Raw genomic sequence first — 17333 nt, 5'->3', positions numbered from 1 at the left:
ATACATGCAGGAGCAAAAGCATGGCTTTAGTCAGCTGAACCGTCAGGGATTGGCAAATTTTGACAGCCAACTATTGAAAAGCATCAGAAGCGGCAAGCAACCGCTTTCAAAGGATACATTATCAGCCGTTTTAAAGTTATTTGTTGAAATGATCAAAGCGATTGAAGACATTCATAAAAAAAATCAGATTCTTGCTTTTGTGAGTCCCGATATTTTTATGGCAAAACCAGCGGTGGATCATAATGATATGACAACGATGCAGATGCCTAAAAAAATAACAATCTCCAGAAAAGAATTTCTTGATTTAGACCGGTTTGCCTATATTTCACCAGAACAGACGGGACGAATAAGTCGAACCGTCGACTATCGTTCAAACTATTATTCCCTCGGGGTGACGATGTATGAATTAATCACCGGGCAAAAACCATTTACGGCGGATAGTATGCTGGAGTTGACGCATTGTCACATTGCCAGAATACCGGTGGCGCCCGATTATCTTAATCCGGCTATCCCCAGGGCGGTGTCAAAGATCATCCTGAAATTAATGGAAAAGGAACCGGAACGGCGTTATCAAAGTGCTACCGGAATAATCAGTGATCTGAAGCGAGCCATAGAGGCAATCAGTGCGTCCGGGAGGGCTGAAGAGTTTGCGCTGGGACGGGATGATTGGTCAAATAAATTTGGGCTGCCGCAAAAACTCTATGGCCGGGAAAAAGAAAGGGCCATAATCCGGCAGCTCGCTGAGCAGGCTTCGGTAAGGGTTTCACAAATCCTGCTGGTAGGCGGTGCTGCCGGTGTGGGAAAAACGGCGATGATAAAAGAGCTTTTTCGGCCCGCAGCGGAACGGAACGTTTTTTTTGCCAGCGGAAAAGCGGAGCCCTTGCAGGTCAATACCCCCTATTATGTTTTTACCCAGATGACCAGAGAATTAGTCCGAATCCTGTTGCAGGAATCGGATTTGATGTTGGAAGAGTGGAAAAAACGGTTGCTAAAAGCACTAAATAATAATGGTCAATTGATCATTGACCTGGTTCCGGAACTGCGGTTGATCATCGGCGATCAGGATGCAGTGGAAGAACTGGAGCCAACCGAGAACCGCAACCGTTTTTTAACGACCTTCGGCAATTTTATTAAAACCTTCGCAAAAAAAGAACAACCATTGGCGGTATTCTTAGATGATTTTCAGTGGTGTGATCAGTCTTCCGTCGAATTGATCAAATATCTGCTGACCCTTGATGATATGAACAGCTTGATGGTGATCATTGGTTATCGGGATCATGAAATTCAGCAAAATCATCCCTTGTATCGTTGCCTTGAGGAATTAAAAAAATCGGATCAGGCGGCGACAATCATTGTCAAGCCGCTGGATCAGGGGAATATTGCCCGGATTATTAGCGATACCGTCCATTGCCATCCCGATCAAGCAGACGTGCTGGCCAGGGTCATTCACAAGAAAACTCAGGGAAACCCCTTTTTTGTCCGAAATCTACTGCTGCACCTGCATACCAGCCAGTACATTTATTACAATGAGGACAACCATCAGTGGGAATGGGACGAGGATGAAATCGAGAAGTGTGCCATCAGTGATAATATTGTTGACTTTATGATTGGGCAAATTCTAAAATTGCCACCAAAGACTCAGGACTTATTAAAGGCAGGGGCTTTAATTGGCACCGCATTTGATGTAAAGCTGTTGATGGCGGTTTTGAATCTGGATGAGCAGGCGATCCTTAATCAGCTGGGGGAAGCCATTGATCGGGAAATTATTATCCCGGAAAATAATTACTACGAATTTTATCTGGGAGAGGCGGGGCAGACCTTCAGATTTGCCCACGACCGAATTCAGCAAGCTTGTGAAGCCCTGATTCCACCGGAAAGCAAAAAGCAGCTGCATTTAAAAATTGGTAACAAGATCTGGCAGAGCTTGCCGCCGGAGCAGGTAGCGGATCAGGCGATTCAAATCGTCTGTCATTTAAATGAAGGGCTGGACTTGATTAATGACACGCAGGAACGCTTAATGGTGTTGCGATTAAATTTGTGGGCTGCCCAAAAGGCCAAAACCGCCACCTCCTTTGCGCTGGCCCGGCAGTACATTGAAACGGCAATCAGTCTGTTGCCGGATAACCCCTGGGAAGCGGACTATCCGCTTACTTTTGAGCTGATAAAGACCTATGCGGAATGCGCCTATTTAAATAAAGAATACCCATTGGCCGAAGCTCAGATTGAGATGCTGATGAAGCATGCCAAAACGGCCATTGACCAGGCTGAAATAAGGTTGATGCAGAGTGTTTTATATCGGTATCTAGGACAGTTGGATCAGGTGATCAACTATGGGGTTCTTGGCTTACGGCTGCTGGGAATTCGCTTGCCCTTTAAACCGGGCTTTCATCTGATTATAAGAGAATTGGCGCTGGTCAAGGGCCGGCTGCTGGGGAAAAATACCGAGCAACTCTTATATGCGCCGCCGCTGCAAAATGATCGCGTCAAACTGATGATCCGGATTATGAGTGAGTTAAACAGTGTGACCTATAACGGCGGCAATGTTAACCTGTTTCTGTTCTCAACCTTAAAGAGTTTGAGTCTGACCCTTCAATATGGAAACAGCCAGGAAGCAGCTTCGATTTATTCCGGCTATGGGGTGTTGCTGGCGGTAATGGGGGATTTGAAGGGCTCCTATCAATTCCACAAATTGGCGCTTAAGCTGGTTGAAACGGAAGACCGGGCCAAGTATCGGGCTGGGGTTTTATTTGCCTACGGCTTTTTAGGCTATGCCTGGAGTGAATCTTTTCAGGATGTGGATCAGTGGTTTAAAAAAGCTATGGAAGATGCTTTGCGGTATGGCGATCATTATCAGGTGGTTTTAGCCGGAACCTTTATGTATGCCTTCAAGGCGAATCGGGATTTGACCGAATTAACCCAAAAAGCGATGGAACAGGTGTCGTTAATCAAACAGACCAACAACCAGTACGGTTACAGCATGTCGTTTATGTTTATTAATCGCAGGCTCAACTACCTGGGTTTAACGGATCATCAATTCTCGCTGGGAGTATCCCAACAGACCCAGGAACAAAATGGCGGTATGGGAATCATCGGCAGTGAAGAGCAATGTCTTAAAAATTTGCGGGAATCAAATTCGTTATCCGGCCTCGGGGTTTATTATAAAGAAAAGATGTATATTCATTATTTATATGATGATTATGCAAAAGCCCTGGACTATCTGGCAGTATCCGATAAATATCTGAAATATCATGCCGGAACCCCCTATGTGGTGGAGTGTCGCATCTGCAACTTTCTGGTAGTCGCAGCTAACCTCGCTGGGATGAAGGGGGAAGTACGGAAAAAGGCAATCCAGCGACTAAAGCGTGAATACAAATATGTAAAGGCCTGGTCAAGCTATTGTCCGGAAAACTTTCAACATCTGCAATATTTGCTGCAGGCTGAACTGGCCCGGATTGAAGAGAAAAAGGATCAGGCGCTTCAATACTACGAATTGGCCGCCGAAACGGCGGCCCGAAACGGCTTTCTTCGGGATGAAGCGCTGGTCAATGAACTGGCCGCCAAAATGTTTTTAGCGCACGGCATGAAGCGGCAGGCCGGGTTTTTTATGACCGAAGCCTTCCGGGGCTATCAGCGGTGGGGGGCAAGGGCAAAAGTCAGGCAGCTGACAAAGAAATACGAAGGGGTGCTCAAGCTTGCCAGCAATGAAATGGCGCTGGCGGAAAAGCTGGCCGTCCCCCCCATCGACTTGATTGCCATTACCAGTGCCTATCAGGCGGTTACAAAAGAAGTCGAACTTCCCGATTTATTAAGAAAAATCATGAAAATTGTGGTGGAGAATTCCGGAGCTCAAAAAGCCATGCTACTCTTAAAGGATGAACAGGGCTGGAAGATCGATGCAACGTTTTTAGAAGGCGAGAACGATATAAACGTTTTACAGTCGGTTGCCCTCAAGCAAGCTGCCAAGCTGCTACCCCAGGCGGTGATTAATTTCTGTATTCATACCGGCGAAGCGGTGGTGCTAAGCGATGCGAGTGGACAAGGGGAGTTCCAACAAGATGCCTATATTCAAAAAAACCAAACGAAATCCCTGATTGGTTTACCCATTAAAAATCAGGGGTTGATCACCGGCATCTTATATCTTGAAAACAATTTGGCCAAAGCGGTTTTTACTGACAGCCAGGTTGAGATTCTGCAATTGCTGGCTGCTCAGTTTTCAATTTCGCTTCGAAACGTGCAGTTGTTTACGAACCTGATCGCCACAAAAGAGGCGCTGCATCGTTCCACCGAAGAATTATTGCGATCGGAGATTGCCTTTTTACAGGCGCAGATCAAACCGCATTTTCTTTATAATGCCCTCAATACCATTGCCGCTTTTTCCCTGGATGAACCCCAGATGACCCGGGATTTACTGGCAAATCTCAGTGCTTTCCTGCGGGGCAGCTTTGATTTTAAAAATCGGGATAAGCTTGTAACTCTCCAAAAGGAACTAGAACTGGTGGAAGCCTATCTATTTATCGAGAAAGCTCGGTATGGCCAACGACTAAATATTATTTATGATATTGAAGACCAGATAAAATGTCTGCTGCCGCCACTGGTGATTCAGCCTTTGGTTGAAAACGCCGTGCAGCACGGTTTGTCAGCGCAAAAAAATGGCGGAACTCTTAAAATTTCAGCCCACCGCCGTGCGGATTTTGTGATCATCAGTGTTATCGACAATGGTGTTGGTATTCCCGAGGATGTTTTTGAAAAGTGCCAAAACGGCAGTGACAGCACAGGGGTGGCCTTAAAAAATATCAATATGCGGTTAGTGCGGTTGTACGGTCATGGCTTGGAAATAAACAGAATGCCGGGCGGCGGAACCCGGGCAGTAATACAGATCCCGATGGCACGGATGACGCAAGCTACCCAGCATTATGATTAACCAGAAATTCAAAAAACAACCGCCAAACAAAGCAGATCATAGTTCAGATCGGCGATCTGGCTTACTTGTCAATTGTCGAAGAGTATGATAACATGAATAGCTCAAACCATAAAAAGATAATGAATGGAGAATAAAGCGTGGAAAATTTACCAAATTGCCCGAAATGTAATTCTGAATATACCTATGCCGATGGAGAACTGTTGATCTGTCCGGAATGTGCCCATGAATGGACCCTGACATCAACCAGCGAAGGCGAACTCACCGTTAAGGATGCTAACGGAAGTGTTTTAAATCATGGTGATACGGTTATTTTAATTAAAGACCTTAAAGTGAAGGGCAGTTCCCAGGATCTCAAAAAGGGAACCAAGGTGAAGAATATCCGGCTGGTCGACGGTGATCATAACATTGACTGCAAAATTGATGGGTTCGGAGCAATGTCTTTAAAATCCGAATTTGTCAAAAAAGTATAATGACTCACAATCATAAATAAGTGATCAGATCAAGAAAGACTACAACAAGCAAAGCAAACCGATTTCACTGATTAAGTGTTAAAATCGGTTTGTTTTTTGTTTTCAGGAATGAAAAAAAAGAAAGCAGGTTTTCACTTGTGGCAATCGAATCGGCAGAGTGAATTTTTAGAATCGCGATGAAATCGTCATTTTGTTGAACTTTTTAATATTAAAAAGTTGGCATGCTTATTGCTATACATTAAAGTTATCAATGCGATCACCTCTTTAATTGATGAAAGCTAAATTAGGCATAAAACGCAGTAAGGAAGGTTATTGGAGTGCTGGATTTAAGAATTTTAACACGGACAGTTGGCGATTTGGATGAAGAAAGGGTGATGGATTTACTCGATGATTTTATTGCGGAGAATCCCTCTGAACTAGAAGTTCGCGAAGCTGTCACAGCTTGTCAGAGTGGTATGGGCTTGGTCGGAGCGCTTTTCGAAAAAGGGGAGTACTTTGTTGCGGATTTAATTTTTGCAGGGGAATTATTAACAGAAGCCGTTAATCGGCTAAAGCCAATTTTAAGGGAGACTGAAGCCAAGGTGTCGGGAACGATTGTTTTGGGAACCGTTTATGGCGATCTGCATGATATCGGAAAAAATATTTTTAAAATAATGTCAGAAGCGGCTGGCTTTAAGGTTGTCGATTTGGGAATTGATGTTGATCCTGAATATTTTGTGCAGAAAGCCAAAGATTGCAGACCTGCAATCATTGGCTTGAGTGGGATTCTAACCATGTCGATTGACTCGATGGAAGCGACCATCACCGCCTTAAGAGCAGCAGGGGTCACGGCCAAAATAATTGTTGGTGGACATCCTGTGACTGCAGAAATCGGCCAACAAATTGGTGCTGACGGATATACTGCCAATGCAGCAGAAGGTGTAAAGATTTGTCAACAATGGATGGCCGGGGATGCGCTTTGGGGTTTAAATAAATTAGTTGGATAAAGCATGGGGTGTTATAGTGACGAAGGATTACTTCGCTTATAACGCCTTTTTTTATGCCCTCTCAAAGTCGGAAAATTGATGTTGCCGTAAAATATTTGTAGTATAATACAACCTAGAATAACAGTAAGAAAATAGATAATAATGGTTTAAAAACAAATGCGTTTCCATAAGTGTCACTCAGTACGAATTCGGATTTCTTTGAGAACCATTTTATGAAAGGAACAGAAAATGAAAAGTGAAGTAAACTCAGGGCTAACCTTTAGAAAGGCAGAAAAAGAGGATGTAGGTTTGGTTCTTTATTTTATCAAGGAGTTGGCCAGCTATGAAAAAATGCTTGATCAGGTTGTGGCCACCGAAGCAGGCTTAACGGAATGGCTGTTTGAAAAGAAAACGGCTGAGGTCATTTTTGCGGAGTTGAATGGAGTAGAAATTGGTTTTGCCTTATTCTTTCATAATTTTTCAACCTTTCTGGGCCAGGCTGGGCTATATCTGGAGGATTTGTATGTACTGCCGAACTACCGTGGACATGGCTATGGCAAAGCAATTCTTACGCAGCTTGCCAAAATAGCTGTGAAACGGGGGTGTGGTCGTCTGGAATGGTGGTGTCTGGATTGGAATCAGCCAAGTATCGACTTTTACCTTTCGCTAGGGGCGAAAGCCATGGATGAATGGACGGTTTATCGGATTACCGGGGATACCCTGCTTGAGTTGGCCGCCTCGTGAGGCGTAGTGCTGAGGTTAAGGTTGTCAGTGTCGATAAAGCCAGTATCAAAGAATTGTTAAGTAGCGATGCCTCAATTAGTGTTATAATCAAATCTAACAAGTGATTGATCAGATTAAAATCGGAGATCATCTCAATGTGCAGGAGGTAGTGATAATGAATCCCAAAATGCCGGTATTGTTTGTTGGTCATGGTTCACCCATGAATGCAGTTGAAAATAATGAATTTACCCGGGGTTGGGAAGAAATTGCGAAGAAAATTCCCAAACCAAAAGCAATTCTGTCTATTTCAGCCCACTGGTACACCGCAGAAACCAGAATCAACAACTCGGAAAAACCAGAGATGGTTTATGATATGTATGGGTTTCCGGATGAACTATACCGGGTTGTCTACCCGGCCCCTGGGGCGCCGGAACTGGCAGAGATTACCCGAAACCGGATCAGCCGGGTGGTTAAAGTCGATAACACCTGGGGGATTGATCATGGAACCTGGTCGGTGCTGCATCGCATGTATCCCACAGCAGAAATCCCCGTCTATCAGTTGAGCATTGATATGCATGCAGCTGCGGAAACCCACTATAAAATCGGACAGGAACTGATTTCACTTAGGGAACAGGGGGTGTTAATCTTGGGCAGTGGTAATATTGTTCATAATCTGTCCCGGGTTAACTGGGCGCTGGATGGCGGTTATCCATGGGCAGATGCCTTTGATGACTACATTCAGCAGAAAATTTTAAAGGTGGAGCATGAGGCGATTATAGATTACCATTTGGCAGGCGAGTCCTCCAAGCTGGCGTTTATTACCCCCGAACATTTCTATCCGCTGTTATACGTTTTGGGCGCATCAGATAGAGATAGGACAATCACCGTTTTTAATGATTCACGCACATTGGGATCCATATCCATGACAAGTTATTTGATAACCGAAACAATTCCAGACCGATAAGAAAGAACTAAAAAACCATGGAGCATGATTGGTTCCATGGTTTTTGTTTCTTTTCAGATACGAATTCTTGATAATATTGGTTGGCAAAACTGAAAAAAATCAGCCCATCTTTTTTTTCATTTCCAGTTTTGTCAGCTCAAATTTCTTTTTATAATAACAGGCATAAACCTGGGCGTTCTGTTCCTGCTGTTCGCTGACAGTGAGTAAGCGGCACTTGTTAATGACCATCATCTGACCTTTAAAAATAAGATAGATATCTTCAACATCCCTGAGAGTTTTATTTTCTTCTGATAATTGGTGCATGGTTTCTTCGGCCAATATCGATAACTGCTTTTTAATTTCAGTATCTGATAACTTTACCGATAAATCGACCTTGTTTTTATTTGGCTGGGGAAGATTTGTCGAGGTGCTTAAAGGCGCGTCTGCAGATGTTGGGGCTTCTAACGGCGCTGGAGATTCAGCGGGTGCCTCTTTAAGCGGTTCTTTTTTTTCTTTTTTCGTTATTTTTGTTCGGCCATGATAGTCGTCTCTGGTAATTCGCAAGATGGTTACCTCCATTTCTGATAGGGATTATTTAGTTTATTAAAACCATTAATAAGTATAGAACGCCAATCGATAATTGTTTTATTTTATCACTTTTGTGATGAAATGACTATTAATATATTGGGGAGTTTTTAATGATTTTGACTGATAGGAGCAGCAGCAATTTTTTTTAATCCATTTTCGGCTCTTCAATCGGTAAATACACCAGATCGCTTTGATCACCTGATCAATTTTAAGCAGCGTATAGATCCAAAAGGCGGGTAGGTGCCAGACCAAACCGGCCAAGGCGCCCAGTGGCACTGAGGCCACCCATAAGAAAATAATATCTGCTACCATTAAAAACCGGGTGTCCCCGCCGCCGCGCAGAACCCCCTTGGTCAGGATGCTGTTGGCAGACTGAAAGATCACAATAAAACCGATGGCAAACATCAGCTGAGACGCAATTTGTTGGGTTTCTGGGGTCAGCGTGTAAAGACCAATCATCGGTTTGCTGGTGATCCAGATAAGGATGGCGCCACCGATGCCAACCGCAATGCCCAGATATAAAAAGGTGATTCCCTGTTGCTGGGCGGCTTCTTCATCACCGCGACCCAGGGTGTGGCCGGTTATGATGGCACTGGCGTTGGCAATGCCCTGAATAAATACCGTGCTGAGTTGTTGCAGCACCAGGGTGATGGCATTGGCCGAGACGAAACTGACGCCCAACCGGCCGATCACCATCGCCACCGCATTATTGCCAAGGGCCAGTAAAATATCGCTGACCAGAACCGGAATAGCAATCTCGTCGTATTCTTTAAGGATATCCCGGCAGCGCATAAAGAGATGCCTGAGCCGGTAGTTTATTTTTTTATCAACAAAAAATAAATAACCGCAAATAAATGAGAATTCGAAAAATCGGGCAATTAGTGTGGATAGGGCAGAACCCTCAATACCCATCTGGGGGGCTCCTAAATTCCCGAAGATAAACAAATAGTTGAAGAAAATATTGATAATAAATGCACAAATCGACGAAATTAAGGGGAGTCGCACCTGCCCGACACTGCGTAGCACAATGGTGGATGTCAGTGACAGACCTAAGAGCAGATAACAGGGAACCGCCCATTTAAAATAGCGCACACCTTCTTGGATAATTTTTGCATCATTTGTATAAATACGCATGATCGTTTCAGGCGCAAAAAAGGTTACAAGCGAAAAGATTAGCGCAAAACCAAGGCAGATCCGTAACATGATGGTAATCGATTTTTTTAAAGCAGCATGGTTTTTCATTCCCCAGAAACGGGAGGTGAGCACCGAAGCACCCATGCCAATGCCCATGCAGCAGATTTGAAAAACCATAATGAATTGATTGGCCAGAGCGGCACCAGACAATGGCACCTCGCCCAGAGCGCCCACCATCATCGTATCGGTCATGTTCACACCAATGGTGATCAGGCTTTGTAGGGTGATGGGAATGGCAATGGTAGCCACTAGTTTATAAAAGGATCGTTCTCTAATGATCGGTTTGATTGCACTACCTCCTTAAAAATTTACAGTTTTATTTCGTCATTGGGTTCAAGAATCAGGCGACCTCTGGCAACAAAGGTTTCGGCGAGCTTACGATCAAACAAAGACCCCGGTTTCATATGGATGGGGATGCTATGGATGGCTCCGATGACTGCCGCACATGCAGATGCTTCCTGAGGATCCATATTGTAAAAGCCGTCAATTGGTAGCAGGGCGTAGTCAATGGCTTCTTTGGATAAAACGTCTTGCATATAGGCGGTGGTGGATGTATCACCGGAAGCGTAGATTTTAATGCCATCAAGGACGATCAGATAACCCACGCACTTGTTTTTATCATGTCCGGAGTTATAGGCAGGCACGGCCTGGATAACAATTTCATGAAGTGAGCGGGTACCATAAACGCCATTAATCAGGATCGTTTCCGGTCTGATGACAACGCATCCCTGATTTTGGCGTAATAGAGACAAATCATTATGGTCAGGATGTTCGTGGGTGATCAAAACAATATCGGCTGGTAGATCGTAGCCTGATCCGGCAAATGGATCAACATAGATTACAATCCCCTGATCTGAAACAAGACGGTAACTACCGTGGCCTTGATAAAACAACTTTCCCATTAGAATTTCTCCCTATATAAAAATATTTAGTCGATTTAAGTGCCTCAATTATTTTGCAAATACCGATTCAGTGCCAAATACAAAGGCTACTGTTTTCAGTTTATCGCTATGAATTGGTTTTGTCAAAGGAATTTAAGAAGAATACGATGGTAGAACTCGATTGATAAAGTTGGTTGGCAAAAAATTGCGCAATAACAAAGCTTGGAAGGGGATAAATGTTCAAAAAATAAAAACAACGGCTTTTCAACGGGCCGTTGCTTTCATGAAAGGTTAGAATAGTTAAGTGTTTGATGATGCTTTGCTTATTCATACTATACAGGGAAATGCTTAAGGGTATCTTGAAATGATTCTTGATTAAGAATTCATTAAGGAATATGAATATAGATATCGCTAAAAGTTATCTTAAGAGACCTGCTCCAGTGCGTCAATAATCCCATTCTGCAGGTTGGCAGTGTCACTCAAAAGCGCTTCCAAAGCAGTTAGGTCTCGTTGTTTTTTGGCCTCCAGGATCTGATCACAATTGGAATCCAAGTTTTTATTGAGTTGATTAATTTCAGAAAACAGGGTCATGTTTTCATCAGATTCAGGGATATCCGCGGTCGTTTCACTGAGTTCATGACACCGGGCGATAATCTGCTTTTGATTATCCATAATGGTTGTAACGGCTTGATTCAATCCTGAGAGTGAAAGTAGTGTCTGATTAATTTTCAGACCAGTGATCCGATTCGAGGTTTGTATCAGTTGATCAAGTGTTTGAGTAAAGGTTGTTTCAACGCCGGTGGTTGGGGTTGAAATTTCAGAGGAGCTGAGATCTGATGGATCGGGTAAGTTTGACGAATCGGAAGCCCTGAATATAAAACAGGAAACTCCGGCAATCACGATACAAAGCAGAATACTGCCGATAAGAATCAAAATCTTTTTTCTGACGCTGTTGTTTTTTCTTTTAGCGGGTTTCTCTTTTCTATTCATTGCTTTTTAATGCCTCCACCATATTAATTTTTTTAAGGGTGCCAATCATGATTAGATTCACCAGCCAGGTAAACATAAAAGTCAGCAAAATACTGAGGATAAAGCTTTGAGCAAGGATGGACTCAACATACATTACATTGCCAACCTCGGCAGCATCCAGAATATAACCATGCAAAAAGATCCCACCAATCAGGCCGGGAAGAATTCCGAATAGTGTGAGCAGATAGCTTTCCCGGGTAATGTAGGCAGACACTTCACGGTCATAAAGGCCCAATACCTTAATGGTAGCGATCTCCCGGAACCGCTCACTGATGTTGATGGTTGTCAGGGTGTATTGCACCACCAGCGCCAGTAGCGCTGCAGCGATGATAATGATCCAAATCAGATAATTGATACTTCCCAGAGTGTTTTGAAAATCCTGTTCATTATCAGAAGTGAAGCGAACGGCGGAAACACCCGCTGTGGCCATTAGGGTAGCGGCCAGATCTTCCTGTGACAGGGTCGAATCAAGTAGGCCCAGAACCTGGTTGGGCTGAGGCAGCTCACCATAAATGGTTTGGTAGTAGCTCGGAGATAGAAAAACATAATGCTGAAGGTAATTCTCGGCAATTCCTTCCACCAGCACAAGCTGGGTAGTCGTTTCATCTTCCTTAATCACAATGGTATCGCCGGTGGTGACATCAAGGTTTTTAGCAAGTTTCTGGGTCAAAATCACCCCGTGATCGGATAAAACTAAGGGCTCTCCGGTATCATAACTGCGCAACATAAAATAGTTGGATAAAGCGGCCGGATCGGCGGGCACCATCAGCAGGCTGTCGATAGGGTCTGAATTGTCGGTGCTACCTTGCACCGAGATGTTATTAACGGTATTATCCAGATACGTAGAGAGGTTAGTGTTTGCCAGGGTAGTGACCAGAGCTGATTTTTGTTCCATCGTCAAATTTTCTTTTAATTGCAGGGAGACGTCGTAGCGCATGATATCACCAAACTGTTTTTCGGCGACCTGGGTAGCAATGGAGTCCCGTAAGCCCAGCCCGGCAACCAGCATGGCAGTGCAACAGGCCACACCCAGTACCGTCATCCAGAAGCGCTTTTTGTAACGGAAAAGATTTCGAAAGGTGATTTTTTGACTAAATTGAAGCTTTTTCCAGATAAAGTCAACGTTTTCCAGAAAAATGCGTTTGCCCGGTGGTGGGGCACTGGGCAGCATCAGTTCCGCAGGGGCAGAGCGAAGGATGGTCAGGCAGCTTAAAAAGGTGGCGACAGTGGTGACTGAGATGGCAAAAAGCGCCGATAATGACGCAATTGAAACATGAAAAGCCGGAGTCATTTCGGGTAAAGTATAAAGTACCCGATAAGCGTTAAAGATGACCTGGGGAATGAGCATAAAACCAATGGCCCAGCCCAGGAGGCTGCCTAAAACGCTGGCCGTCGCCGCATATAAAAGATATTTAAAGGCAATGGCAGCATTACTGTAACCGAGCGCTTTGAGGGTTCCAATCTGGGTGCGCTGTTCTTCCACCATTCGGGTCATAGTGGTCAGACAGACCAAGGTGGCAATACCAAAAAAGAACAGCGGCAGAATACTGGCGATGCCATTGGTACTTTCAATGGTATTTTGATAATCCAGATAACCCGAATTGGATTCTCGGTTGAGGACATGCCATTGGGGTGCCGCCAGCTCATTTATTGATTTTTGAGCTTCTAAAAATTCCGGGGAGGAATCCAGAAGACTGGGATCAGCGATGCCATTCGCGGCGGCAAAGGCTGTTTTTTGTGCGGCCAGCTGAGCTTCGGCATCGGCCTTTAGTTCCTGCTGGCGGATTTCGACGCGTTGGCTGGCGACGGTATTAAGCGATTCTTCCAGTGGCGTGGTTATTTCGATATATTCCTCAGAAAAGGTCGAAATGCCCGACGTTCCGGCAGCGGTTACCAATATTTCAGTGTAGGCAGGCAGCGTAAAATTGGCTGCGGGGAGAAATACCAGGCTATTTATTTTTCCGGTTCCCAATTTAGCGGTGCCCCGGTCTTTGGTCAGATAAGAGGGGCTTTCGGCGAGGCCGACCACATGGTAGACAGTTTCACTAAGGCTTTCACTAAGTGGTGTTTCGGTTCCTGACGAGAGCGTTATGGTGTCGCCGATTTTTGGACCGGCTTCGGAGCGCTGCTTATCTACGACACATTCATCCGATTGTTGAGGGAATCGGCCTTCCACCAGATGAAGATCATTGATGGCCACGGTCGAATCTGGAATTGAAATTACATGGGCAACATTGGTCTGCTGCCCATATGACAAAAACGCATCGATGGTATAAATTGGTTGGGCATCTTCCACGCCGGAACTGTTCCGGACTGCGGCCAGATCGGCATCATTAAATCCGATAGATGACAGCAAACGAAAGTCCATGAAGTGAGTTGCTTCAAAATATCGATCGGCGGAAGCCTCAAGATCAGGACCCACCGATTTCAAACCAGTATAAAAAGCGGAGCCGATCATGATGACCAGTAAGATGGCTAAAAATCGTGAGAAGGACAAACGGACTTCCTTAAAGGCGTTTTTAATAATGGTATTTCCCATTGCTTTTCTCCTTACCACGCAATATCTTCCACTGGAAGGGGGGTGGCGTTGACAGACATACTTTCGACACAGCCATTTTTGATTTTAATAATCCGATCACCCATGGGGGCAATCGCCAAGTTATGGGTGATCAGCACCACCGTCATGCCGGTACGATGGCAGGTATCCTGAAGCAGCTTCAGCACCGATCGGCCAGTAGTGTAGTCCAGCGCTCCGGTGGGCTCATCACAGAGCAGTAGGGTGGGGTTTTTAGCCAGCGCCCGGGCAATCGAAACCCGTTGCTGTTCGCCGCCGGAAAGTTGGGAAGGAAAATTGATCATCCGGTTTTCCAGACCCACTTGTTTTAATACTTCCAGAGGCGGAAAGGGATTCTTGCAAATTTCTACAGCCAGTTCGACATTTTCCAGTGCGGTCAGATTTTGGATCAGATTGTAAAATTGAAAAACAAAGCCGACCTCCTGACGACGGTAAGTAATCAGGTCTTTTTTTCCGTAGCAGTGAAGGGGCTGTTTGTTGACGGTGAATTCACCCCCAGTGGGCGAATCCATGCCCCCCAGAATGTTTAAAATCGTGCTTTTACCGGCACCGCTGGGACCGGCGATAATGGCAAACTCGCCCCGGTTTACGGTAAAATCGACACCAGCCAGCGCTGCTATTTTAACTTCGCCCATGGTGTATTCTTTGGTGATTCCTTTGAATTCAATCATTGTTTCATTCATCATTAATGATTCCTTTCCCGGTCGCTTAAAAAAACGACCATAAAAAATGGATTATGCCGGGTGTTCCTGACACAATCCATTTTATGACTGGGAAATAAAATAAAAATATGGAAACAGTAAAGAAAAATTAAGAACTAATCAGCGGTAGTTGGATTTCAATGCCAAAATCATACCGGGTAGGCTGGTAAGCCCGGATGCTGCCGCCATGCCGGGTAATCAGTTCCCGGCAGATGTACAAGCCTAAGCCGCTACCCCCTTTTTCCTTGGAGCGGGAGGCTTCTATCCGGTAAAATCGATCAAAAAGCAGCGGCAGTTGTTCACCAGGTACCGGTTGCCCGTTATTCTCTATTTTTAGGACTAGCCAGTGTTTTGTTTGAAACAGATGAACATCAACAAAAAGTGGATGGCCCCCATATTTAACGGCATTGCAAAGAATATTGCCGATCACCCGCTGGAGGGCCGGTTTGTTGACCTGAATTTGGGCAGTGTCGGAAAGGTGACTGTTATAGTCCATACTGGCATCCACATCATCCCAGTCTGACAGATAGGGATTCAGGAGGGATTGCCAGAAACGAGCCGCCGTTACTACCTCAAAGTTCATGGTGTGATCGTGATGAATAATTTGGGCGGCTTCCTGAAATTGATCAATCAGCAGTCGAATATCCTCGGATTTCTGGTGGATAACAGCGTAATAGTGGTTTATTTTTTGAGAATCAGTGATTTTTCCCGACGAGAGGCGATCGGTATAGCTGGCAATTGAGGTGAGTGGGGTTCGTAAGTCATGGGATATGGCCGCCAGCATGGTCTGCTGTTCCCGGTCTGAGGATTGTAAGCGAACCAGCATATCATCGTAGCGCTTTTCCAGTTCGCCGATTTCGTCATTGCGGTAATGTCGTGCCTGAATTTTGATCTGCAAAGGATCCTGAATCATCCGGTCATGAAGCACCGAAAGCGGGTAAGTAATGGAGCGGTGAAGGAAATAGGCAATGGACATAAATAAGGCAATGATTAAAAGAATAATCAGCCAGAGATACTGAAAAATGTAGTCTTCAATAACCTGATTGCGGCTGTGAAAATTATAATTGATCCGTAGGGCGTAGCGTACTTTATCATCACGGATGACAAAGTCTTTGACACTGAGCCGGGTACTGAGCGGCGCCTCACCACTGGACCAGATTAACTGATTATTGGAATCAAGAAGCAGCATCTGATCCCCGTTTTCAGTCTGGGCGGCCAGGAGTGCAATAATGTCTGCTTCCTCAAGTGAAGCCGCTTGCTTTACGAGATCTGCGGCCAGGGCTTCATAATGTTCCCGATCGGCCACCAGACCATCCCGATAGTCGCCGCGATAAAAAAAGAAAAAGCTTGCCAACAGTAGACCAACGACCAGTAAAAACAGCAAAATAAAGGAAAGTGAGAGTTTTAAGCGGATCGACATCAGTGACCTCCTGTCATACGATAACCGACACCCCAGACGGTTTCCAAAAGATTGCTTTCGCATCCCAGCTTTGAACGGATATTTTTAATGTGAACTGTGACAGTTGTCATATCACCGCCGTAGGCATCTTTCCAGACGGCTTCATAAATCTGTTCCCGGGTCAGAACCTGACCTTTGTTTTCGATCAGGTAGCTGAGAATCAGAAATTCCTTGGTGGAAAAATCCTTTGGGGTTCCTTTGACAAAAACCTGAAAGGTGGATTTGCTCAGTTCAATAGTACTCAGACGGATTATTTCGTTGATTTTTTCGCGACGGTGTTCCCGGCGAAGATGGGCAGAAACTCGGGCTACCAATTCATCCAGGGAAAAAGGTTTGGCCATGTAATCGTCGGCCCCGATTTGAAGACCGATGACCTTATCAATATCCCGGCCCTTGGCACTGAGGATCATGACCGGAGTATTGCTTTCTCTTTTTAGCTGCGTCAAAACTTCCAGACCATCCATTTCAGGCATCATAATATCTAAAATCAACAGGCTGATTTCATGAGTATTTATTTTATCCAGAACTTCCAGTCCATTACTGGCAGTGTGGACGAGATAGCCTTCGTCCGTCAGAACCTCGGCAATGATTGCTGCAATATCGCTGTCATCATCAGCGACCAGTATTTGTTTGGGCATGTTCGACCTCCGCATCGTTTGTAAATATTAAATAATCGAAAAAGTGAGTCGTATTAATGATACCCGGTAAATATAAAATAAAAATAAAGAATTCAGTGATTTTAGTGGCTTATAAAAATAAGCATCAGTGATGACGTATAATATTCAAAGAGTAAGAAAATTTACAGCAGAAGTAAAGAAATGTTCGACAATCAAAGTCGTTTATATGCTATAATAGCCTCGTATAACTTTATTCTGTTCAGGCAA

At 44.7% G+C, this 17333-nt stretch carries 13 protein-coding genes; 5 read left to right on the top strand and 8 right to left on the bottom strand.

The genetic code is table 11. The features are described from left to right. The first annotated feature begins 4 nt into the window (after positions 1 to 4). The 5 genes from B3F51_RS00395 to ygiD all read left to right on the top strand — a co-directional run bounded on the left by B3F51_RS00395 (position 5) and on the right by ygiD (position 8043). The gene (locus tag B3F51_RS00395; RefSeq protein WP_286944832.1) at positions 5 to 4921 is read left to right on the top strand and encodes an AAA family ATPase; all 4917 of its coding nucleotides are present in this window, start codon (positions 5 to 7) and stop codon (positions 4919 to 4921) included. 137 nt (positions 4922 to 5058) lie between these two features. After that, a complete protein-coding gene (locus B3F51_RS00390) occupies positions 5059 to 5391 on the top strand; it encodes a zinc ribbon domain-containing protein YjdM (RefSeq protein ID WP_286944830.1) in 333 nt (110 codons plus the stop codon). Between the two features lie 317 nt (positions 5392 to 5708). Continuing rightward, entirely contained in the window at positions 5709 to 6377 is a 669-nt protein-coding gene (locus B3F51_RS00385) for a cobalamin B12-binding domain-containing protein (RefSeq protein ID WP_070370779.1), read from the top strand. Positions 6378 to 6605: 228 nt separating this feature from the next. After that, positions 6606 to 7100 carry a GNAT family N-acetyltransferase gene (locus B3F51_RS00380; RefSeq protein ID WP_228878670.1) on the top strand — a complete coding sequence of 165 codons (495 nt, stop codon included), beginning with the start codon at positions 6606 to 6608 and terminating at the stop codon, positions 7098 to 7100. 154 nt (positions 7101 to 7254) lie between these two features. Continuing rightward, positions 7255 to 8043, top strand: a complete 789-nt coding sequence (gene ygiD / locus B3F51_RS00375) for a 4,5-DOPA dioxygenase extradiol (RefSeq protein WP_228878667.1) — start codon at positions 7255 to 7257, stop codon at positions 8041 to 8043. 99 nt (positions 8044 to 8142) lie between these two features. Here the strand turns inward: ygiD and B3F51_RS00370 are convergent, their stop codons facing one another. From B3F51_RS00370 to B3F51_RS00335, 8 genes are all read right to left on the bottom strand, one after another. Next, positions 8143 to 8586, bottom strand: a complete 444-nt coding sequence (locus tag B3F51_RS00370) for a hypothetical protein (protein WP_070370783.1) — start codon at positions 8584 to 8586, stop codon at positions 8143 to 8145. Between the two features lie 81 nt (positions 8587 to 8667). After that, entirely contained in the window at positions 8668 to 10053 is a 1386-nt protein-coding gene (locus B3F51_RS00365; protein ID WP_286944828.1) for an MATE family efflux transporter, read from the bottom strand. Positions 10054 to 10112: 59 nt separating this feature from the next. Beyond that, positions 10113 to 10706 (bottom strand): MBL fold metallo-hydrolase, encoded by a 594-nt coding sequence (locus tag B3F51_RS00360; RefSeq protein ID WP_070370785.1) that lies wholly within the window; start codon positions 10704 to 10706, stop codon positions 10113 to 10115. A 402-nt stretch (positions 10707 to 11108) separates the two neighbouring features. Further along, positions 11109 to 11675 carry a hypothetical protein gene (locus tag B3F51_RS00355; protein WP_286944827.1) on the bottom strand — a complete coding sequence of 189 codons (567 nt, stop codon included), beginning with the start codon at positions 11673 to 11675 and terminating at the stop codon, positions 11109 to 11111. Next, entirely contained in the window at positions 11668 to 14253 is a 2586-nt protein-coding gene (locus B3F51_RS00350) for an FtsX-like permease family protein (protein ID WP_286944825.1), read from the bottom strand. The genes B3F51_RS00355 and B3F51_RS00350 overlap by 8 nt, the downstream gene beginning before the upstream one ends. A gap of 11 nt (positions 14254 to 14264) precedes the next feature. After that, the gene (locus tag B3F51_RS00345) at positions 14265 to 14972 is read right to left on the bottom strand and encodes an ABC transporter ATP-binding protein (RefSeq protein ID WP_286944886.1); all 708 of its coding nucleotides are present in this window, start codon (positions 14970 to 14972) and stop codon (positions 14265 to 14267) included. Between the two features lie 127 nt (positions 14973 to 15099). Next, positions 15100 to 16410: a sensor histidine kinase gene (locus tag B3F51_RS00340; RefSeq protein ID WP_286944823.1), complete on the bottom strand. Its 1311-nt coding sequence runs from the start codon at positions 16408 to 16410 to the stop codon at positions 15100 to 15102. Then, positions 16410 to 17087, bottom strand: a complete 678-nt coding sequence (locus tag B3F51_RS00335; protein WP_286944821.1) for a response regulator transcription factor — start codon at positions 17085 to 17087, stop codon at positions 16410 to 16412. Before B3F51_RS00335 ends, B3F51_RS00340 begins: the two co-directional genes overlap by 1 nt. Positions 17088 to 17333 lie beyond the last annotated feature (246 nt).

The organism is Acetobacterium sp. UBA5834 (assembly GCF_002435675.1).
GTDB lineage: Bacteria > Bacillota > Clostridia > Eubacteriales > Eubacteriaceae > Acetobacterium > Acetobacterium wieringae.
Note: the sequence above shows the minus strand (reverse complement) of the source record. Positions and strands in the feature narration are given on the sequence as shown.

What these genes read in the sequence shown, in the direction of transcription:
- B3F51_RS00380 (WP_228878670.1), top strand. Translation starts at nt 6,606, where the DNA reads ATGAAAAGTGAAGTAAACTCAGGGCTAACCTTTAGAAAGGCAGAAAAA.
- B3F51_RS00350 (WP_286944825.1), bottom strand. Translation starts at nt 14,253, where the DNA reads ATGGGAAATACCATTATTAAAAACGCCTTTAAGGAAGTCCGTTTGTCC.
- B3F51_RS00335 (WP_286944821.1), bottom strand. Translation starts at nt 17,087, where the DNA reads ATGCCCAAACAAATACTGGTCGCTGATGATGACAGCGATATTGCAGCA.
- B3F51_RS00345 (WP_286944886.1), bottom strand. Translation starts at nt 14,972, where the DNA reads ATGAATGAAACAATGATTGAATTCAAAGGAATCACCAAAGAATACACC.
- B3F51_RS00340 (WP_286944823.1), bottom strand. Translation starts at nt 16,410, where the DNA reads ATGTCGATCCGCTTAAAACTCTCACTTTCCTTTATTTTGCTGTTTTTA.
- B3F51_RS00395 (WP_286944832.1), top strand. Translation starts at nt 5, where the DNA reads ATGCAGGAGCAAAAGCATGGCTTTAGTCAGCTGAACCGTCAGGGATTG.
- B3F51_RS00360 (WP_070370785.1), bottom strand. Translation starts at nt 10,706, where the DNA reads ATGGGAAAGTTGTTTTATCAAGGCCACGGTAGTTACCGTCTTGTTTCA.
- B3F51_RS00355 (WP_286944827.1), bottom strand. Translation starts at nt 11,675, where the DNA reads ATGAATAGAAAAGAGAAACCCGCTAAAAGAAAAAACAACAGCGTCAGA.
- ygiD (WP_228878667.1), top strand. Translation starts at nt 7,255, where the DNA reads ATGAATCCCAAAATGCCGGTATTGTTTGTTGGTCATGGTTCACCCATG.